Genomic DNA, 19,682 nt, shown 5'->3' with positions numbered 1-19,682 from the left:
GGGGCGGCTACGGTGCCGGATCCCCCTCCCGGCCGGGCGAGGTCCTCGTGTCGGCCAACAGCCTCAGCAGGGAGCGCAGCTCCTCAAGGGCCGCATCGGTGACCTCCGGCTCACCCATGGTCAGCTGATGCAGTACGAGACCGTCCAGGGCGGCGAAGACGAGTCGTGTCAGTGGCCGGCCCGCCCCGCCCGGCAGCATGCGGGACAGTTCACGCTCGGTGGCGCCGAAGTACTCCTCGTACAGCGCGCGCAGCGGCGGCAGCAGCTCCGGTCTGCGGCGCGCTTCGAGAAGCAGCTCGTACTGGAACGCCTGAATGCCCGGATCGGCGGTGACCATCTGCGAGAGCCCGGTCGAGAAGTCCTCCGTCCTGCCGGTACCGGGTTCCACCGCGCTGGTGTTCAGGCTGGTACGCACGGTGTGAGCCAGAGCCGCTTCGATGAGCGCGTCGCGGGAGCCGAAGTGGTGGACGACCAGGCCGTGGGTGACCCCGGCCTCCTCGGCGACCGCGCGGTAGGTGAGCTTGCGCAGACCGCCGCGGGCGACGACGCGCACGGCGGCGGCAAGGAGGGCTTCACGGCCCGCTCCGTAGTCCACCCGCTTGCGGGAGCGGCCGCCCCTGCTCCCGCTTTCGGCGTCGGCGCTCTCGGCGGATTCGGTCATGCCGGTGACCCTACCCGGGGGCACTCGGGCCCGGGCGCCGCACGGGGCGCCCGACGCGGCAGACCCGGTGCGGCGCGGTGCATGGCGGCCTCAGCGCTTCGGGGCCCGGATGCCGCGGAACTCCCAGTCACCGCCGAGGGCTGTGGACAGGACCTCCTCGGACTCGGTGGGCTGGGCGCCCACGTCGCTGCGGATCGGGGTCGGACCGGTGACGATGTGGTTGGTGAGGCGGCCGAGGCCCTCGACCTCCACCTCGACGATGTCTCCCGGCTGCACGGGGCGGGAGTTGGCCGGTGTGCCGGACAGCAGGACGTCGCCCGGGTGAAGGGTGATGGTGCGGGCGATGTCGGCGACGAGATAGTGCATGTCCCACTCCATCTCGTCCGTCGAACCGTCCTGGGCGACCTCGCCGTTGACGTACGTACGCAGGTACTTCCCGCGGAAGTCCCAGTCGGTCACCAGGCCGGGGCCGAGCGGGCACAGGGTGTCGGAGCCCTTCACCCGCAGCATGGAACCGGCGTCGGTGTCGCGGAAGTCGTGCAGGCCGTAGTCGTTGGCGACGGTGTAGCCCGCGATGTACTCCCCCGCATCCTCCTGCGAGATGTTGCGGCAGGTCCTGCCGATGACGATGGCGACCTCGCCCTCGTAGTTGAGCCACTTGCAGCCCTCGGGACGGACGACGGCGCCCTTGTGGGAGTTGAGGGCGGAGGTCGGCTTGTGGAAGTAGGTGGGGGTCGGCGTCAGCCTGATCCGGAACTCGTCGACCCTGCTGCGGTGGTTGAGGTGCACGGCGACGATCTTGGAGGGGACGATTGGCGGGAGGTGCTGGGCTTCGTCGGTCTTCACGCGGCGGCCGTCGCCCGCGACGAGTTCGGTTCCGTCACGGATGGTGTCGACGGCGGCGCCGTCGAGGAGGATGCGGCGGTACTCGGGCATGGTGTCAGTCCCCCTGAGGGTCGGAGTGGTGGTGGACGAGGTCGGGGCGAGGTGGGCGGCCATGGGTGCGTGGGGCGGTCCAGCCACCGGCCGGGCGGTCGAACCAGAGGTGTACCTGGCCGGTGCCGATGGAGTTCTCGTACTCCCCGTACTGACGGCCCCTGGCCGTGCACTTCTCCTCACCGAGCGCACCCGCCATCATCAGGTAGTGGAAGAACCTGGCTTCCGGCCTGAACTCGGAGAACTCCGGCATGGTCTGCAGGACCTTGTCGTGGCGGCCCTGCTTGAACCAGGCGATGCGCTCCCGGTCCGCCTCGCGCGCCCCGGCGGTGAAGATGTGGGAGGGGTCGCTGGACTCGTGGTCGCGCAGTTCGCGCAGCGGCCAGAAGGTGTGCGACAGGGCACCCGAGGCGACGAGGAGCACGTTGCGGCCGGGGGTCGCCGCGATGCCGTCCGCCAGCGCCCGGCCCAGGCGCAGATGGTCCTCCATGTCGCCGGTCTGGCAGACACCGATGGTCACCCACCGCTTGTCGGGAAGGCCCTCGCCGAGGAACTTCCACAGGTTGATGGTGGCGTAGTAGATCGGCAGGTACGCGTCGTCGATCGCCGTGATCCAGGTGCCGTGCTTGTCGGCGAACCGGGTGATGTTGTGGGCGAGTTCGGGGTCACCGGGGAAGTCGTACGGCATGCGGCACATACCGCGCGGCAGCTCCTCCGAGGTGAAGAGGCCGGCCCGCCGGTCCTGCGCGGTGACGACGAACTCGACGGTGGTGGCCCAGTGCGAGTCGAGGACGACGACGGTGTCGTAGTCGGCGGTCTCGAAGACGTCCTTGCGGAGCTGTTCGAGGCCGGTGACGAGGGTGATCTCCTTGCCCTCGTTGAGCTCCAGACGCGTCTCGTGGGGCAGGACGATGGTGGGGACGTGCGCGAGCAGACCCGCGCCGACGATCTCGCCCTTCTGTCGGCCCATCAGTCGGCCCATCCCTTCGGTGCGGTGACGGTGTTCTTGACGTCGCAGTAGAAGTCGAAGCTCCATGTGCCGCCCTCGCGTCCGACGCCGGAGTGACGGGAGCCGCCGAACGGCGCCTGCAGGTCGCGTACGAAGAAGCAGTTGACCCACACCGTGCCCGCCACGAGCTGCGCCGTGACCCGCCCGGCACGTTCCTGGTCGCCGGTCGCGACGGTGGCGGCGAGCCCGAAACGGGTGTCGTTGGCGAGGCGGACCGCCTCTTCCTCGGTGGTGAAGGTCTGGAGGGTGAGGACGGGACCGAAGACCTCTTCCTGCACGATCTCGCTGTCCTGGGCGACATCGGCGAGGAGGGTGGGACGGTAGTACTGGCCTTCGCCCGGTGCGCCGCCCATGACGGCGCGGGCCCCGGCCGCGAGGGCGCGCCGCACGAAGCCGTCGATCTTCTCCAGCTGGCGGGGGTGGATGTTGGGGCCGATGTCGGTGGCCTCGTCGCGCGGGTCGCCCTGCGTGAGCCGGGCGGCCTTCTCGACGAAACGGCGCGTGAACTCGTCCGCGACCGACTCCTCGACGAGGAGCCGCGTCGCGGCCAGGCAGACCTGTCCCGCGTTGTCGTACTGCTCCACCGCCAGGTCGGTCGCGAGCTCGATGTCGGCATCGGCGAACACCAGCAGCGGTGACTTTCCTCCGAGTTCGAAGCTCGCCGGGACCAGGTTCGCGGCGGCGGAGGCGGCGATGGTCTTCGCGGTGGGCACGGATCCGGTGAAGCTGATGCGCCGTACGTCCGGGTGCGCGACGAGGGCGCTTCCCGCCTCGGCGCCGTACCCCTGGACGACGTTCAGGACCCCGGGCGGCAGCCCCGCCTCGGCAGCGATGTCGGCGAGCAGCGAGGCGGTGAGGGGGGACCACTCGGCGGGCTTGAGGATCACCGTGTTCCCCGCGGCCAGCGCGGGTGCGACCTTCCAAGTGGCCAGCATGAGCGGGGCGTTCCATGGCGTGATCAGCACGCAGGGGCCGGCCGGGTCCCAGGAGACATGGTTGGTGTGGCCGCGCGTCTCGAAGTCCTCGTGTTCGAGGTTCAACAGCCAGTCGGCGAAGAACCGGAAGTTGTGGGCGACGCGGGGCATGACGCCCCGGCGGTGGGAGCGCAGCAGGGCGCCGTTGTCGTGGGTTTCGACGACGGCCAGCTCTTCGATGCGCTTGTCGACGCCGTCGGCGACGGCGTGCAAAATGCGGGCACGCTCGGTGCGCGGAGTGGCGGCCCAGGCGGGGAAGGCGGCGAGGGCTGCGGCGACGGCGGCATCGGCCTCCGCCTGCCCGCCGCGGGCGATCTCACCGAGTACGGCGCCGTCGATCGGAGAGACGTCGGTGAACGTCGCCGCGGACGCCACACGCTCGCCGCCGATCCAGTGCCGCGCGTCGACGGCCACCCCGGCGACAGGGGTGATGTGTTCGGTCATGTCGGGTCTCCAACTACTCAATGGTGTACGGGTGTTACTCGGTGCCGGAGGTGCCGGACTCCAGGAGGCGACCCCCGTCCCAGACGACCCCGACCTGCCGGTAGTACGCCGCTATCGGCTCCCTGATCTCCAGGCGCGCCAGCTCCTCCGTGGGCGCCTCGAACAGCTCCAGCTCGGCATCGCCGACCCATGCTGGCCCGGCCTCGAAGGAAGCCGCACCGGTCTCGATCAGCTCGTCGAGCGCCAAGCCCTCGCCCTTCTCGATGGAGGGCAGCCAGCGGTGGTGAGCCATCGGGTGACCGTTGACGAACCCGTTCGTCCCGGACGGTTCGCGCAGGGTCACCAGGGCCTGGGCCAGGCGCCGGTCGGCCGCCGCCAGCGTCGCACCGAAGCGCGCCCCGGCCTCGATCCGCGGGGCGGGCCCGTACGGATGCGGGCGGGTCTGGTGGATCGATCCGAGCTTCTTCGGGTAACCCTGGTGGAGCCCACGGGCGATCGCGAAGTCCTTGTCCACCCAGATGTGGACACAGCGCGAGTAGGTCCGCCCCCGATAGGAGCAGCGGACGACCGCGAACGCCTCCTTGTACTGGGAGCGCACCGGGTCCAGAAGCTCCTCGCCCGAGGCGGAACAGGACTGCCAGTCGGCCCAGATCAACGCGACGGCACCCGGATCCTCGTTTGCCAGCTCAAGTGGAGCGGGCAGGAGTTCACGCACACGCGCGGGGTCGGTGCGGTACTCGACGGTGAGCAGGTCACCGGAGTAGAGCCACGGCGGAGAGGGGATCAGCGACGAGGCACCGCTCGCCGTCTTGGGGTGGAAGTAACCACGGAGGCTGGTCATGGCGTTCCTTACACGGTGAGGGCGGGCTGCTTCATCAGCTGGGCGCGGTAGCGGGCGGCGCCGGCGGTGGCGGCGTGACCGCCGAGGGCGACGACACCGACGAGGCGGCCGTCGGCGTGGTAGCCGACGAGGACGTCGCCCTCCGGATCGCCGTCGAGTACGCGAACGTCGCCGACGCCGAGGGCGGGGGCGCCGAAGGACTGGAGCCGGAACTCGTGCTGGTCGCTCCAGAATGTGGGCAGCGGCGCGAAGGGCGCCGAGTCCGCTTCGTTTCCGGCGAGGTGGGCGACCAGGGTCTTCGCCGCGTGTCGGGCGGTGTCGCCGGGGACGGACCAGTGCTCGACGCGGCGCGGCACCCCGTCGTAGCGGGCGTTGGGGAAGCGGGCGACGTCCCCGACGGCGACGACGTACGGGAGGCCGCCGACCCGCAGCTGCTCGTCCGTGAGGACTCCGTCGGACAGGTCGAGGCCGTTGCCCTGAAGCCATTCGGTGTTGGCGAGGGATCCGACGGACTCCACGACCACATCGGCCGGCAGGACGGTCCCGTCACTCAGGACGACGCCGGTGACGCGGCCCTCTCCCTCGAAGTCCTTCACGCCCGTGCCGAGAGCGAAGCGCACCCCGCGCTCCTCGTGCCGCCGGTGCAGCGCACGGGCCAGGAGTTCGCCCAGCGGGCGCAGCATGGGAAGCGGTTCGGGGTCGACCACGGTCACTTCCGCAACACCGAGGCCGATGGCGGTGGCGGCCACCTCGCAGCCGATGAACCCGGCGCCCACCACGACTACCCGCGCACCCGGCAGGGTCAGCTCGTCACGCAGCGCCTGCGCATCAGCGAGCGTACGCACCGTGTGGCGCCCGCTGCCCGGTCCGGAGGGTCCTTCGCAGCGCAGCCGCCGGGGCCGCATGCCGGTGGCGGCGACCAAGCCGTCGAAGCGGAGTTCCTCGCCGTCGTCGAGGACGACGACGCGATCGTCGAGGCGGGCCTGGACCACCGTGGCGCCGAGGCGCCACTCGACATCGTCGACGCTCGCCTTCGGCGTGAAGGCGAGGGACTCGAAGGGTGCCCGGCCGGCCAGCACCTCCTTGGACAGCGGAGGCCGGTTGTACGGCATGCGGGGTTCGTCGCCGATGAGCGTGACCGCCCCGGTCCAGCCGGCCGCGCGCAGCTGTTCGGCGGCGCGCAGCCCGCCCATGGAGGCGCCGGCAACGACGATGCGGCCCGCTGACGGGCCGGCCCCCGGGCCGGGCTTCGTTGCCGCCACGTCAGGCCTCGATCCGGATCGCCTGCAGAGGGCAGACGTCGGCGGCGTCCTCGACTTCTTCGCGCAACGCGTCGTCGGGGTCGCTGACGTAGGCGAGCCGTCCGTTGTCGTCCAGCTGGAAGACGTCGGGGGCCGCGAAAACGCACTGACCGTGATCCTGGCACTTGTCCATGTCGACGACGACCTTCATGGCCGGTCCTCCTGGGGATGAGGGGCATCGAGCCGGTGTGGAGTGGGAGAGAGAGGGGCCCGGCCCTCGGGCCGGGCCCCGAGCCAAGGGGTGCGGAGAGCCGACCCCAACTCGTTTGGCTTCAAACAACATAAGAACCCGGCGAGGCCTGGTCAAGAGTTATCCGGATGGATAAATTTCTGAGTCGAACCCCTTGCGGAGAAGTGACGGCCATCCATACCGTTTGATGCCAAACGATAGGCCTGGAGTGCGCCGCTCCCACCCTGCGCCCCGGACGCCGTCGTCCTCACCACGCCGCCCTCCCCCACGCCCTGGGGCCGGGAGGCGCCCCATCATCCGTCCGAGGAGACATCGGTGAGCGCATCTGACACCCCACAACTCCGGCAGCACATGGACCGGCTCGCCACGCAGGGCATAGACGTGATCCGGGTGACCTACCCCGATCTCATCGGCACCGACCGCGCCCGCGACGTCCTGCTCGACCACCTGCCCTCGGCCTGCGCCCATGGCCTCGCCTTCTGCCGCGCCGTCTACCACACCACCCCGCACGGCGACGTCGTCCCGGTCACCGGCGGTCTCGATGCGGGCCTGCCCGACATCTCCGTACGCCCCGACCTGACCACGCTGAGGGCCCTGCCCTGGGAGCCGGGCGTCGCAACCTGCCTGGGCGACGTCACCGACCCGGCCACCGGCGCCCCCGCCCCCGAATCACCCCGCGATCTGCTGCGTGCGGTCCTCTCACGATGTTCGGAGCACGGTCTGCGCCCTGTCGTCGGCCCGGAGCTGGAGTACTTCCTCTGCGAGCCCGACCCGGCATCACCGAGCGGCTGGCGCCGCTACTCGGAGGTGGCCGGCGTCGTCTATACGGCGGGCCTGCGCGCCGACCCCGACAACCACCTGCTGCGCACCCTTCGCCTGCTGCGCGACCTCGACATCGGCGTCACCAACGGCAACCACGAGTTCGACGGTGCGCAGTTCGAGATCAATCTCGATCACTCGGAGGCGATGGACGCCGCCGACCGCGCCTTCCGCCTCAAGACCGCGGTCAAGGAACTGGCCCGCAAGGAGGGCCGCCTCGCCACCTTCATGGCCAAGCCGTTCAACGGCGCGGGCGGCTCCGGCTTCCACCTCCACCTGTCCTGCCGGGACGAGGCGGGCCGCAACGCCTTCGACGACCCGGCGGGCCCGCACGGCCTGTCCGCCACCGCGCGCCACGCCGTCGCGGGCATTCTCGCCCATGCCCCGGCACTCGCCGCGCTCCTCAACCCGACCGTGAACTCGTACAAACGCTTCGGCCCCGACACACTTGCCCCCTGGCTGATCGACTGGGGCCTGGACAACCGCAGTGCCATGGTGCGCATCCCGCCCGAGCGCGGCTCCGGCTCCCGGCTGGAACTGCGCCTGGGCGACGCCGGCGCCAACCCGTACCTGGCCATCGCCGGAACGCTCGCCGCCGCACTCCTGGGCATCCAGGCCGCCGAAGAGCCGCCCGCGCCCCTTGAGGGCTATGGCTACGACACCGCCAAGGCCGCGATGCTCCCCACCTCACTGCCCGCAGCCCTCGACGCGTTCGAGGCGGACACCGCGCTCACGGAGGTCCTCGGCAAGGACTTCGCCGCCTCATTCCTCTCCTACAAGCAGGACGAGGCAGACCGCTTCCAACGACATGTCACCGACTGGGAGTTCGCCGAGTACGCGTACCACATGTGACCCATGACCCCGGCCCATGGCCTGCCACCCCTGACGTCAAGGAGACGAACCACCATGACCACCCACCTCCCCGCCCCGGACAGGACCGTCCGCGAAGCCATGACCGAACCGCTGGCGCTCAAGGACGTCGACCTCGCCGACCTCGACAACTTCACCGATGGCGTCACTCCCTGGCGCATGTTCCACACCCTGCGCCACGAGGACCCCGTCCACTGGCAGCCGGAAGAGTCTCCCAACTCCGGCTTCTGGGCCGTCACCCGGCACGAGGACATCGCCCGCGTCGACCGCGACGCCGAGACCTTCACCTCCACCAAGTTCGTCAACCTCGAAGAGGTCGACGAGGACCAGATCAAGAAGCGCGCTTCCATACTGGAGCTGGACGGCGTACGCCACCGCGCCATGCGCAGCCTGCTGCAGCGCCAGTTCGGCCAGGGCGTCATCAACAGCTACGCGGACTTCCTGCGCGGCCTGACCGCCAAGACCCTCGACACGGCCCTCGCCAAGGGCACCTTCGACTTCGTCGCCGATGTCTCCGCCGACTTCCCCATCAACGTCCTCGCCCGACTGCTGGACGTGCCGCCGGAGGACAACCAGCAGCTCATCGACTGGGGCAACCGCATCATCGGCAACACCGACCCCGACTACGCCGACGTCCTCCTGCACAGCAAGGAGAGCGAGAAGTACCGCGACCTGCCCTTCCGCTCCCCAGCCTCGCTGGAAGTCTTCGAGTACGGCCGAGAACTCGCCCGCCGACGCCGCGGCGGCAACGGCACCGACCTGATCTCGAAGCTCGTCAACGAGACCCCGCGCGACGGGATCCCCCTCTCCGACCAGGACTTCGACAACTACTTCCTGCTCCTGGTCGTCGCCGGCAACGAAACGACCCGGCACACCATCACCCACTCCATGCTGGCCCTCATCCAGCACCCCGAACAGCTCGGCAGGCTCCAGGCCGACCCCTCCCTCATCCCCACCGCGGTCGAGGAGTTCCTGCGCTGGGCCTCGCCCGTCTACCATTTCCGCCGCACCGCCACCCGGGACGTCGAACTCGGGGACAAGCGAGTCAAGGAGGGTGACAAGGTCGTCATGTGGTACGCCTCCGGCAATCGCGACGAGAAGGTCTTCGACAACCCGTACGACTTCGATGTCACGCGCACCGACAACGACCACGTCACCTTCGGCAAGGGCAGCCCGCACCTGTGCCTGGGCAACCTGCTCGCCCGCACCGAGATCCGCATCATGTTCGAGGAACTGATCCCGCGCCTGTCCGGCATCCGCCTCGCGGGCGACGTCCCCCGTGTTCGCTCCAACTTCGTCAACGGCATCAAGAAGCTCCCGGTCGAGGTCAGCCTCGTCTGATCACTGAGCGGGGATCTGCACGCGGTGCGGACAATGCGCCAGGCGTCGCCGGCAGGTCGTTCTGCGGCCACCCCTACCGCAGAACGCCCCTCCCCTCATCCGGGGCAACCACCGCATGAGCCAAGACCGTCCTCCCTTCTTGCCCCGGCTGGGCGAGCCATGCGCAGGGTTGGCTCACCCAGGGGTGTCGGGTGTGGCTTCAGGACCGTTTCCGTCGGCGGCCTGGGACACTCGGCCGCTCGACACCCCACGACGACTCGGCCGCTGACCGGGATGTGCGAGCGATTTTCGCCGACATGGTTCGCTCGACGCCCCACCTGCGGCGTCCCAGTCGTTCGCTGGACTCGATCCCCTTGCGGCCATGCGCACGCCGATACGTCTGGATGGCCAGGCAGGCGGGGCGCAGGACGTACACGCGCTTACCGACAGGGCTCACCGCAGATGAACCGCGCGCCGTACCCGGGCGCCCCGGTCCGGCCTGCCCCCATCGATCAGATGCCGGTCGGGGGAGCGGTCCGCCCCGTGCAGGGCGACAGTTCGGCCGTCAGCCAGCGGAAGACGTGCCGCACCTGACGTTTCCACAGCCCGATGGTGTGGGGCCCGCTCACCTCGGCCACCACCACCCGCGTCGGAGGCGCTGCCGCCCGCCGCAGCGCGAGGCCATCACGGTAGCCGTCATTGCGCCCGCCCGAGAGGTAGAGCGCGACGCACGGCGGGGTGGCGGCGTGGCGCAGGATCCACAGCGGGTTGTTGACCCGCCGCAGCTCCGGGTCCCGGCCCGTGAGGGAAACCCGCTCGGCGGCCGGGTCGTTGTAGCCGGAGAGGCCCACGGCGGCCCGGTACCGGTCGGGGTGGGAGAGCGCCATCTTCACGGCGCAGTGTGCCCCGGCCGAGTACCCGGCCACCGCCCAGCCGCTCGCACGGCTCTGCGCGCGGAAGGTATCGGTCACCATCTGCCGGACGTCCACGCTCAGCCAGGACTCGGCGTCCACGACGCCCGGCACATTGGCGCACCCGGTGTCCTGACCCGCCAGCAGGTTGGTCCGCGGCTCCACGAGGATGAACGGGGCAATCTCCCCACTCCGCATCCCGGCTTCCAGCTGCGACTGCACCTGCAGGCTGCCGAACCACGCCTTCGCCGATCCGGGGAAGCCGCCGAGGAGCTCGACCACAGGAAACTTCCGGTGTCGGAAGGCCGGTTGGCCGTACTGCGGCGGCAGCCATACGTACACCTCTCCGCGCACCCCGGACACCCGACCGCTCAGCTGGGTGACGCGGACGCCCCGGCCCATCCGGGCGTCGTGCGTCAGGCTGAAGTCCTGTACGGCCTTCGACTCGTTCGCCAGGTGCCTGTGATCCCCGAGTCCGTCGCGCCCGAGATCGGGCGCGGCGACGATGTGGTGTCCGGTGCCGAGCAGGTCGGCCCAGCTGTCGTACAGGCCGTTGGTGTTGTTGACCATCACGAAGACGCTCAGCACGGCTGCCGCCTGCGCGAGGACGACCATCACCAGGCGGACCGCGCCGCGCACCACGGCGGGGCCGCGTACCCGACCCCACAGCACCAGGGGAAGCAGCACGGTGACCACGGCCAGCGCGATCGTGGCCAGGAAGAAGGGTGTCCCCGTCAGGCTCATCACGCTTGAGAGGATGCCGTATGCACCGCGTTGGTTTACCCGCCTTTCCACCTTTTTACGTCGGACGCGAGAGACCGCGGGACGTCGTGCTACTGCCATCGACACCCCGCCCTCGCCCCCGGCAAGGCCTCAAAACTGCAGGTCAAAGGATATCTCAGAGGTCGGCGGAAGCCTGGACCTCGCACACCGCCGCGTGAACGAATGGGGGATGACATCCCTCTGCGAAGCCCAGCGACCTGCACGCCGTGGCCGGACCGGAGGTCCTCGATCGGCTGGAGCGCCACCGCACCGACCTCTGCCCGCGGGATCGTGGCGCGTACCGGACACCCGGCGCCTTGACCTTCACAGCCACTTCGCTCCCGACGACGCGGCTGCTGCTGCCGCGGCGATCACGGCAGCGGTCGAGGCCTTGCACGCCGAGAACGTCCGGGCTGCCGGTCAGGCCGTGCAGTGGTTGACCGGCCAGGTGGCTGCCACCGGCGCCCGCTCCACCCCGCCGGCGTTGTCGCGCTGGGCGGCACGCTCTCACCCGTACTCGAAGCGGCCCTGCGCTCCAGTCGCGAGGCGAAGCCGATGCCGGTGGCGCGCCTGCGCCACCGCACCGGCGAGCAGCCGAGCCATCGCCGCGCCCATGCCGCTCCCACCGCCGGTGACGAACACCACCTTGTCGGTGAACTGCGTCATGACCGGGCCCCCGCCTCCTGCGTGGGGGCGGGGAGTTCGACCGGGTCCTGGTCGAAGTCGGCCGACCGGCTCACCGCTTCCCAGGTGGCCGCTTCCTCCAGCTGGCTGCGCGAGTAGTTCTGCGCCATCTGGACGGCGCCGGCCCCGATGACGAGGTGCGTGGGCGGGGTGGGGTGCTTGACGACGCGGACCAGGATCTCGCCGGCCCGCTTCGGGTCGCCCTGGGCGGTCGCGCCGCTGAACAGGCGCACCATCTCGCCGACCGTCGCGTCGTACTCCGGCGTCACGTCCGGGGTCTGCATCGAGGAGCCGGCCCAGTCGGTGGCGAACCCGCCCGGTTCGACGACCAGGTACTTGATGCCGAACGGCGCGGTCTCGGCCGCAAGCACCCGGGTGAAGCCGTCCACTGCGAACTTGGCCGCCTGGTAGGAGCCGAGGCCGGGCGTGCCGCCGACGCGGCCGCCGATGGAGGAGAACTGCACGATCGTGCCGCCGCCCTGCGCCCGCAGGACCGGGAGCGCCGCTGTCGAGACGTTGTAGACCCCCCAGAAATTGGTGTCGAACTGCCGGCGGAAGTCGTCCTCGGGCGTGATCTCGACGGCCGACGCGTTGGCGTATCCGGCGTTGTTGACCACCACGTCGACCCTGCCGAACCGGTCGAGTGCCGCCTGCAGGCCGGCCACGGCGGCCGACCGGTCGGTGACGTCGAGGGCAACGGGCAGGACGCGGTCTCCGTACTGCTGCACGAGGTCGTCCAGCTGCGCCGGCTTGCGTGCCGTGGCGACGACGTTGTCGCCGGCCTCGAGCGCGGCGATCGCCAGGTTGCGGCCGAAGCCGCGCGAGGAACCGGCGATGAACCATGTGTGGGTGTGTGCGTTCACACTTCTACCGAAACACGGTTGCGTTATTAATGCAACCTGGTTTCGGTAACTCTCCACGCCATCGCTCACTATCGCAACGCCGTTGCGGTATTACTGCAACCTGGTTTTGTTAGGTTGCAGTCATGACCAAAGCCGATTTCCTGCGCGCCCGCAGCCCAGAGGCCAAAGCCGCCCGCGAGGGCGAGATCCTCGCGGCAGCGGCACACCTCGCCACGACCAGAGGGGTCAGGGAGGTAACCATGACCGCCATCGCCGACGAGGTCGGCATGCACAAGTCCGCGATGCTGCGCTACTTCGAGACGCGCGAGGACATCTTCCTGCGCCTGGCCGGCACCGCATGGCACGACTGGTCCACCGAGGTACGCAGCCGCCTCGAGGCCATCACGCCCTGCCCCGATGCCTGCGGACAGAAGTGGGACCAGACCGCCCGCTCGATCGCCGGCACGCTGGCCCGGACGCTGGTGGCCCGCCCGCTGTTCTGCGACCTGCTGGCCCACACCCCGCTGAACCTGGAACGCAACGTCTCCACCGACACCGTCCGAACGTTCAAGAAGGGCGCCATCGCGGAGGTCGCGAACATCGGCGACACGCTCTGCGCGATCACTCCGCTCAACGCCGACCAGGCGCGCACCGTCGTGACGACCGCCACCTCGATGGCCGGAGCCCTGTGGCAGATGGCCGCCCCCGGCACCCAACTGCGCACCTTCTACGAGACCGACCCCGAGTTGTCCCACTCCGTCGTCGATGTCGAACCCAGGCTGACCGACGTCCTGAGCGCCCTGCTCACCGGCTACGCCACCCGCTCGACCTGACCGGACCACGAACAAGGTGCACCCCATGCCCCAGCGTGACCTCCGCATCGGCCGCCGGGCCGCCCTTCAGGCCCGCTGCCCCTGGCGTTCTCCTCGCCTCGGAATGAACGGGCCGCCGACGATGTGCTGAGCATTGCCCGCCGACCGCCGCCTGTGCCACAACACCGACCGCATCTGCCCGCAGCATCGCCTTCGCCTCGCTCCAGGACCCCGGCCTGCGCGGCGCGAGCGCGGACGCGAACTCTGGCACGTACGGCACGACTCGGTGAGCACCGAGCCCTGCTGAGTGACCACCACCACGCGCCTCTCCGACCTCCCCGAGACGACGACGGAGTCCCGATCCCACTCCTTCATCGACCCCACGGGCATGTGCGCCCTCTTGGAGACAACCGGTCCGGTCGGCACCCACGTCCTGACCCGTCATCGCCCTGACGCACCGCTGCGCACACCGGCCCGCACCCACCCGGAAGTGACAGCACGGCGCCCAAACGACCGTGGTCCACACCCCGCGTGCACTGCCGTCCGCCCGACGCGCGTTTACCCACCATTCCTGCGCACGTTGCCCAAGAGTCGCTCCAGAGGCTCCCCTTGTTGTGAATCAAGGCCATACGATGCGCTTGCGAAGCGCGCGCCGCGCACAGGAACACAGGGGGAGGCGCGATGTCCGGGAGACCGTATGACGGCATATCCGACGCCATGCCGGGCGGAGCGTGGGCCACGCTCCCCGAGGGTGTGGAGCTGTACCACCTGAGGCCGGACGGAGGCATCGAGCTGGCCGACCGCGAGGGCGCCCGCGAGCTGGGGCCCGAGCGGCATTTCCTCCGCTTCATTGATGACGGGCAGTTCGCCCACTACCTGGTGGGCGACGCGGCAACCTCCCCCGAACGTCCTTCGAACGCCACGGTCAAACTCGGTGTCGTGGGGCCGCGCAGCGCCTTCACCCCGCATGCCCACGGCGGTGAACACTTCGTCCTCAGCCTGGGCCATGCGGCGTGCGGCCTCCACGACGCGGATCGCGGCCGGGTCACCGAAGTCCCGCTGACTCCCGGGATGTTGATACGGATTCCGGAGATGATGCCCCACTCCTTCGCGAACAGGGGCACCGATCCGCTGACGATCCTCGCAGCCAACACCGGTTACGGGATCGACCATGAGGACTACGCGATAACCGCCGGGGAGGCGGAGCGCCGCGCCTCGGACGACACCCTGCCGGCCGGCCAGGTGGCCGTGGCCACCGCCACCGATTACCGCGCACTCGCCGCCGCCCTGCGCGACATCGAGCACCTTCAGCAGGACCGGGGCATCGCCACCACCACCGTCCGCGAGCGTCTGGCCAAACGACTGCGCCGTGTGGCGACCGCACTGGAGGCCCGCCGGTGATCTGTCCGCACTGCGAGAAGAACTTGCTCCGCAAGGAGCGTCCCAACAACACCTGCTCCCACTGCAGGCGCACGTACGCGCTCGACCCCAAGACCAACTCCCTCGGCCTCAGTGACATGCGGGTGCGCAGGATCCTCGCCAAGGTGACGGAGGAGGGCAGGATCGCAGTGGCGCCGGACCAGTTGTGGTACGCGCTCTCTCGCAAGCGCCTCAAGGAGAGCCGGTTCGCGCCGGGGTGTGCGGGTGCCTCGCTCGGCGCGGGCCTGTTCGTCGGCGTCTTCGCCATCTTCACCCAGATCGCGTACCTCGCCCTCGTCTCGGGCGCCCTGTTGCTCGTCTCCGCGGGGTTCGCCTTCGCACGAGCCGCCGGTGTGAGCCGGGGCTTCCCGGTCATGAGCCGTGCGGCGTTCCGTTCGGAGGCGCTGGCGCCCTGGCGGAACGTGTACGGCGGGCTGCCGCCCGGGGTGGTCGACGACACCCCTCCCGTTCCCTCTCGGGCCGGAGCTCGTACACCTTCCGACGCTCGGCCCGGTGCCGTACTCCTGTGCCCCGACCGCTCCATCACAGCGTTCCTGATCGCCGATGGCCTGCCCGCCCGTTACGGAATCGCGCCGGCCAAGGATCTCGACGCGGTCCGCGCCCTGCCCACGCAGGGCCCGGTGATCGTGCTCCACGACGCCGACGCGCACGGGGAGCTTCTCGTCCGGCGTGTCCGCGAGAGTCTGGGGCAACGCACGGTGATCGACGCCGGACTGCCGCTGCGCACCGTCCGCGGTCTCGCCCAGGCCGTGCCCTGCCGCGACCGCGGCGGTCGGCCCGACCGGGAGACCATGGCGCGGCTCACCGCGCTCGGCGAGTTCACCGAGGAGGAGCTGAAGTGGCTGGGAAAGGGCTGGCGGTTCCCGCTCGTCGGCATGCCTCCCGCCCGGCTTCTCGCCGCCGTCACCCGGATCGCCGAACAGGTCAGCCGCAACGTCGATCCGGAACGGCGCCGCGCCGCGTCCGTGGGCTTCATGACCTGGCCCGGCCCGACAGCCCAGGACCGGGCGGGTGAGCAGTGATCTGCCCCGCCTGCGCCGCCTCGCTCACGGGCAAGGAGCGCACCGGCCGGGTGTGCGCGCGCTGCGGGAAGCGCTTCGCACTCGACCCTGCGGTCCACGGCACGGGCATGCACCACATCCGCATCCGGCGCATCGCGGGGCGCGCCACCGACCACGGCCGCCTGAAGATCACCCTCACCCAGCTCTGGTACCCGTCCCGCACCCGCAACTACGCGTGTGCCGACCCGGATCCGCTGGCTCGTGGCTCTGCCGGTGGCCGGGCGGTGGAACGGCCCCTGGCCGCCCCGCCGCCCGGCCCCCGGCACGCCCACACCAACGGCTTCCTCACCTGGCCGCCGGCACCGCAGACCCCACGGGCGCGGGACACCGGCCGACCCGGCACCGGCGCGTCCAAGAAGGAAGGCACCAGTTCCGCATGACCACGCGACGCCCCCAGGCTCCCGGAAACGGGACCTCCATCGCCCCGGCTCCCCGAACCGGCCGCGGGCCGGGCGCCCGCCTCCTCGATCTCGCGATCACCGGGGCCGCCGCCCGCGCCGCGGGCCCCGGCGGCATCAGGTTCACGGAACGGCAGCTCTACTACGAGACCTGCCGCGTCCTGAGCCCGGCCGCGACCCTGCTCACCCGCGTACCGCGGACCCCGGCCCCTCCCCTGCGCCTGCGCACGTTCACGCGCGCCCTGGAGGCGCGGGGCAGGGAGACCGTGGAGGGCCTGCTCCCGCCGGTACCATCGGCGCCGCCACGGCCCCCGGCCACGCCCGGTTCCTCCGAACCCGACGTCTACGCCTACGGGCTGCCCCGCCTTCTCGTCTGCCAGGACCGCTCGATCGCCCGCATGCTGCTGGCCAACCATGTGCATCTGGAGGCGGCCTGCCCCGTCCTCGCGGCGGTCGATGCTCTGCCGCCCGCCCCTCGCCTCGTCGCGGCGCTGGAGCGGGCGGAGGGCGCGACGGTCCATGTGCTGCACGATGCGAGCCCTGAGGGCATCGAGCTCCCGGCGCGGATCAGGGCCGCTCTCGGCCACGTCCCGGGCATACGGGTGGCGTCGATCGGACTCGTACCCCGTCACGCGGCGGCCCTGCGACTTCCCACCGGCCGCGGCCCGGCGCCGGCTCCGCCTCTCGGCCCCTGGCCTCCGGCGCTGCGGCCCCAGGAGGCCGCGTGGCTGGCGCGGGGACGGTTCGCGCAGATCGCGGCGGTGTCACCGCCCCGCCTGGTGCGTACGGTGCTGCGTCTCACACGGGGACCCCGACCGCCCCGGAACTCCATGCGGACCGAACTGCGCGAGCTGCGTACCACGGGTTTCCTGACCTGGCCCGCCTCGTGATCCACCGCGTCACCCGCCCGCGAACCGCGGGGTGACCCGTCCGAGCGGGCCCTGGCTCCCGCGGCCACGACCGCCCCACAGACCCGAGGAACGCACACGATGATCCGACCTCAAGAGATCGGCTACTTTGACGAACTGCTCGCCGACGGCAGTGTCCACCGGCGCTACGAGGACGGCCGGGAGGAGTGGCGCCAACGCGAGGGATCCCACCGCGCCCTCGTGCGCTGGCACGACAACCGGAACGCCTCCGGCACCGACGAACTCCTCGGCAACCGCATCATCAAGCGCACCCTCGCCGATGGCACGGTGATGTATGCCCGCGACATCCGATACGGCCGCACCCTGTGGGGCCGCGGCGAGACGGTGATGGTCAACCGGACATCGTTCGGCGGCAGGATGGGCGTCATGCTCGCGGGCCTGGGAGTGGCGGGCCTCGCCATCACCGCCGCCCAGCTGCCGCCGCTGAGCATGAGCCCGGAGGAGGAAGAAGAGCTCCGCCAGCAGCAGGCACAGAGCCAGTCGTCGTCCTCGGGCGACTCCGGCGGAGGCGGGAGCAGCGATTCCGGTGACAACGGGACGGATGACTGGGACGCGGGCTGGGACAACGACGACGACGCCTGGAGCGACGACGACTTCGGCTGAGCCGGCCGCATCGACACCACCGGAAGCCGTAGCGGCGGCGGTAGCAGTACGGACCAGGGAACACAAAGGAAAGGAGCCGTCCATGGCACGCTTCTGCGTCTGCCTGGCCCCGACCACCCGGCAGGCCCGGGCCCATGTCGAGGCGATGGGTGCGGCCGGGACCCGCCGCGCAGCCGTCGACGTCGCCGGGGCTGATCTGGGACTGATCTCGGGCGAACCCGGCCGGGCCGAAGGCCCGTTCACGGCATGCGGCCTGACGGCGGTGGGCGAGGTCACCCTCCATAACCGCCCTGCCCTCCTGTCCGCGTTGCACGCCGAGGGGACCCGCGTACCCGCCCGGTGCTCCGACGGTGAACTGCTGTTGCGCTGCTGGGCGCGGCTCGGCGACGCGGGGGTGGCGCTCGCCGAGGGCATGTTCGTGCTGGCCGTGCTGGACGGTACGGACCTGATCCTGATCCGCGACCAGGTGGGCGCCCGGACTCTCTTCTACGCCCGCGCCGAAGGAGCCTGGGCGGCCTCGACCTCGCTGAGGGCGCTGCGGCGCTGGCCCGCGCTCGGCACATCGATGAATCTGTCCGCGGTCCGTGCGTTCCTCACCTTCGCCTATCTGCCTGGCGAGGAGACGCTCCTGACCGGCGTGCGGGAGGTCCTGCCAGGGCGGGTGCTGCGGCTGTCGCAGGACGGCACGGTCACCGAAGCAGTGCACTGGGAGCCCCGCGAGCACATCGCGCAGCCGGTGCCGCAGGATCCGACGGAGCATGTCCTGGCCCTGCGGGCGCTCCTGGAGCGGGCGACGGGCGACAGGCTCCCGGAGGCGGAGCCGGCTGCGGTCCTTCTTTCCGGCGGGATCGACAGCTCCCTCGTCACCGCGCTGGCGGCGAAGCTCCACAGCCATCCGGTGCACACATACTCGATCAGCTTCGGCGACGAACTCCCCAACGAGCTGGGCTACTCGGGCCTGGTGGCCGCCCACTGCCGTACCCGCCACCGGGTTCTGAACGTGTCGGGAAAGACGGTCGCCTCACGGCTCGCGGAGGCAGCTGCGCTCCTGGACAGTCCGGTGGGCGATCCGTTGACGGTCCCGAACCTGTTGCTCGCGGAGGCCGTGGCCGCGGACGGCGCCTCGGTGGTGCTCAACGGCGAGGGAGGCGACCCCGTGTTCGGCGGCCCGAAGAACCTCCCGATGCTGGTGCAGGAGATGCACCGTGAACCGGGGGCGCCCTGGGACGAGGACCGGGCGACGGCGTATCTGCGCTCGTACCGCAAGTGCTGGACGGACCTCCCGACGCTGCTGACCGCGCAGACGCTCGACGCGCTGCGGGACGCCCCGCGCCCCCAGCGGTTCGTGGAGCCGTATCTGACTCCGGGCGCCGACAGTCCGCACCGCATGGGCCATCTCCTCAACCAGCTTCTGCACTGCAACCTGCGGACCAAGGGCGCGCACCACATCCTGACAAAGGTGGAGCGCCTGACGGCGTCGCAGGGCATCGAAGGCCGGGCACCGCTCTTCGACCGCCGGGTCGTCGACCACGCGTTCGCGACGCCGCCGACGTACAAACTCCGTGGCTCGGTGGAAAAGTGGATCCTCAAGGAGGCCGTGCGCGACCTCCTGCCCGACACGGTCGTCGACCGCCCGAAGAGCGGGATGCGGGTGCCGGTGCAGCAGTGGCTGACGGGTCCTCTGCGCGATCTCGGGAACGATCTGCTGCTGAGCCGGCAGTCGGCCGGCCGAGGCCTGTTCCGCCCGGACACGGTCCGCACCTGGATGAAGGGCGAGGGCACGCTTCTGCCCCGTCAGGGCGGCAAGCTGTGGCTGGTGCTGACGCTGGAACTGTGGCTGCGATCGTACGCGTTGTGAGGAACGAGCAGCAGGAA

Annotated in this window: 19 protein-coding genes and 1 pseudogene; 9 read left to right on the top strand and 11 right to left on the bottom strand. The window is 70.6% G+C overall.

Going from position 1 to position 19,682, the window contains the following annotated elements; all coding sequences use genetic code 11:
• Positions 1 to 7: 7 nt before the first annotated feature.
• The 7 genes from ACIPEK_RS26770 to ACIPEK_RS26740 all read right to left on the bottom strand — a co-directional run bounded on the left by ACIPEK_RS26770 (position 8) and on the right by ACIPEK_RS26740 (position 6,317).
• A complete protein-coding gene (locus ACIPEK_RS26770) occupies positions 8 to 661 on the bottom strand; it encodes a TetR/AcrR family transcriptional regulator (RefSeq protein ID WP_402000820.1) in 654 nt (217 codons plus the stop codon).
• A gap of 90 nt (positions 662 to 751) precedes the next feature.
• The gene (locus ACIPEK_RS26765) at positions 752 to 1,597 is read right to left on the bottom strand and encodes a fumarylacetoacetate hydrolase family protein (RefSeq protein WP_402000817.1); all 846 of its coding nucleotides are present in this window, start codon (positions 1,595 to 1,597) and stop codon (positions 752 to 754) included.
• 4 nt (positions 1,598 to 1,601) lie between these two features.
• A complete protein-coding gene (locus ACIPEK_RS26760) occupies positions 1,602 to 2,567 on the bottom strand; it encodes a 3,4-dihydroxyphenylacetate 2,3-dioxygenase (RefSeq protein WP_402000814.1) in 966 nt (321 codons plus the stop codon).
• Positions 2,567 to 4,024: an aldehyde dehydrogenase gene (locus tag ACIPEK_RS26755; protein WP_402000811.1), complete on the bottom strand. Its 1,458-nt coding sequence runs from the start codon at positions 4,022 to 4,024 to the stop codon at positions 2,567 to 2,569. The genes ACIPEK_RS26760 and ACIPEK_RS26755 overlap by 1 nt, the downstream gene beginning before the upstream one ends.
• A gap of 34 nt (positions 4,025 to 4,058) precedes the next feature.
• Positions 4,059 to 4,865: an acetoacetate decarboxylase family protein gene (locus tag ACIPEK_RS26750; protein ID WP_402000809.1), complete on the bottom strand. Its 807-nt coding sequence runs from the start codon at positions 4,863 to 4,865 to the stop codon at positions 4,059 to 4,061.
• An 8-nt stretch (positions 4,866 to 4,873) separates the two neighbouring features.
• A complete protein-coding gene (locus tag ACIPEK_RS26745) occupies positions 4,874 to 6,079 on the bottom strand; it encodes an NAD(P)/FAD-dependent oxidoreductase (RefSeq protein WP_402001116.1) in 1,206 nt (401 codons plus the stop codon).
• A 49-nt stretch (positions 6,080 to 6,128) separates the two neighbouring features.
• Entirely contained in the window at positions 6,129 to 6,317 is a 189-nt protein-coding gene (locus tag ACIPEK_RS26740) for a ferredoxin (RefSeq protein ID WP_402000806.1), read from the bottom strand.
• 354 nt (positions 6,318 to 6,671) lie between these two features.
• Between ACIPEK_RS26740 and ACIPEK_RS26735 the strand changes: the two genes are divergently transcribed.
• Together ACIPEK_RS26735 and ACIPEK_RS26730 are read left to right on the top strand one after the other, a co-directional pair.
• Complete coding sequence (locus ACIPEK_RS26735) at positions 6,672 to 8,027, top strand: glutamine synthetase family protein (protein WP_402000803.1); 1,356 nt, start codon at positions 6,672 to 6,674, stop codon at positions 8,025 to 8,027.
• Positions 8,028 to 8,081: 54 nt separating this feature from the next.
• Positions 8,082 to 9,386: a cytochrome P450 gene (locus tag ACIPEK_RS26730; protein ID WP_402000800.1), complete on the top strand. Its 1,305-nt coding sequence runs from the start codon at positions 8,082 to 8,084 to the stop codon at positions 9,384 to 9,386.
• Positions 9,387 to 9,648: 262 nt separating this feature from the next.
• On the opposite strand, the pseudogene ACIPEK_RS26725 reads toward ACIPEK_RS26730, so the two are convergent.
• The 4 genes and pseudogenes from ACIPEK_RS26725 to ACIPEK_RS26710 form a co-directional block, all read right to left on the bottom strand.
• Positions 9,649 to 9,744, bottom strand: a pseudogene (locus tag ACIPEK_RS26725) (IS5/IS1182 family transposase); the annotation flags it as partial.
• A 133-nt stretch (positions 9,745 to 9,877) separates the two neighbouring features.
• Positions 9,878 to 11,020 carry an alpha/beta hydrolase gene (locus ACIPEK_RS26720; protein WP_402001113.1) on the bottom strand — a complete coding sequence of 381 codons (1,143 nt, stop codon included), beginning with the start codon at positions 11,018 to 11,020 and terminating at the stop codon, positions 9,878 to 9,880.
• 525 nt (positions 11,021 to 11,545) lie between these two features.
• Positions 11,546 to 11,704, bottom strand: coding sequence for a hypothetical protein (locus tag ACIPEK_RS26715; protein ID WP_402000797.1), 159 nt, complete (start codon positions 11,702 to 11,704; stop codon positions 11,546 to 11,548).
• Complete coding sequence (locus ACIPEK_RS26710) at positions 11,701 to 12,585, bottom strand: SDR family NAD(P)-dependent oxidoreductase (RefSeq protein ID WP_402000795.1); 885 nt, start codon at positions 12,583 to 12,585, stop codon at positions 11,701 to 11,703. Before ACIPEK_RS26710 ends, ACIPEK_RS26715 begins: the two co-directional genes overlap by 4 nt.
• A 122-nt stretch (positions 12,586 to 12,707) precedes the next feature.
• Between ACIPEK_RS26710 and ACIPEK_RS26705 the strand changes: the two genes are divergently transcribed.
• The 7 genes from ACIPEK_RS26705 to ACIPEK_RS26675 all read left to right on the top strand — a co-directional run bounded on the left by ACIPEK_RS26705 (position 12,708) and on the right by ACIPEK_RS26675 (position 19,665).
• The gene (locus ACIPEK_RS26705; RefSeq protein WP_402000792.1) at positions 12,708 to 13,397 is read left to right on the top strand and encodes a TetR family transcriptional regulator; all 690 of its coding nucleotides are present in this window, start codon (positions 12,708 to 12,710) and stop codon (positions 13,395 to 13,397) included.
• Positions 13,398 to 14,057: 660 nt separating this feature from the next.
• Entirely contained in the window at positions 14,058 to 14,777 is a 720-nt protein-coding gene (locus ACIPEK_RS26700; RefSeq protein ID WP_402000789.1) for a cupin domain-containing protein, read from the top strand.
• Positions 14,774 to 15,838 carry a hypothetical protein gene (locus ACIPEK_RS26695; RefSeq protein WP_402000786.1) on the top strand — a complete coding sequence of 355 codons (1,065 nt, stop codon included), beginning with the start codon at positions 14,774 to 14,776 and terminating at the stop codon, positions 15,836 to 15,838. The genes ACIPEK_RS26700 and ACIPEK_RS26695 overlap by 4 nt, the downstream gene beginning before the upstream one ends.
• Positions 15,835 to 16,257, top strand: a complete 423-nt coding sequence (locus ACIPEK_RS26690; protein ID WP_402000783.1) for a hypothetical protein — start codon at positions 15,835 to 15,837, stop codon at positions 16,255 to 16,257. Before ACIPEK_RS26695 ends, ACIPEK_RS26690 begins: the two co-directional genes overlap by 4 nt.
• Positions 16,254 to 17,165 carry a hypothetical protein gene (locus ACIPEK_RS26685; RefSeq protein ID WP_402000780.1) on the top strand — a complete coding sequence of 304 codons (912 nt, stop codon included), beginning with the start codon at positions 16,254 to 16,256 and terminating at the stop codon, positions 17,163 to 17,165. The genes ACIPEK_RS26690 and ACIPEK_RS26685 overlap by 4 nt, the downstream gene beginning before the upstream one ends.
• Before the next feature lie 99 nt (positions 17,166 to 17,264).
• Positions 17,265 to 17,807: a hypothetical protein gene (locus ACIPEK_RS26680; RefSeq protein WP_402000777.1), complete on the top strand. Its 543-nt coding sequence runs from the start codon at positions 17,265 to 17,267 to the stop codon at positions 17,805 to 17,807.
• A gap of 82 nt (positions 17,808 to 17,889) precedes the next feature.
• Positions 17,890 to 19,665, top strand: coding sequence for an asparagine synthetase B family protein (locus tag ACIPEK_RS26675; protein WP_402000774.1), 1,776 nt, complete (start codon positions 17,890 to 17,892; stop codon positions 19,663 to 19,665).
• The last annotated feature ends 17 nt before the right edge of the window (positions 19,666 to 19,682 follow it).

This window comes from Streptomyces sp. NPDC088246, from assembly GCF_044741025.1.
Lineage (GTDB): Bacteria > Actinomycetota > Actinomycetes > Streptomycetales > Streptomycetaceae > Streptomyces.
Note: the sequence above shows the minus strand (reverse complement) of the source record. Positions and strands in the feature narration are given on the sequence as shown.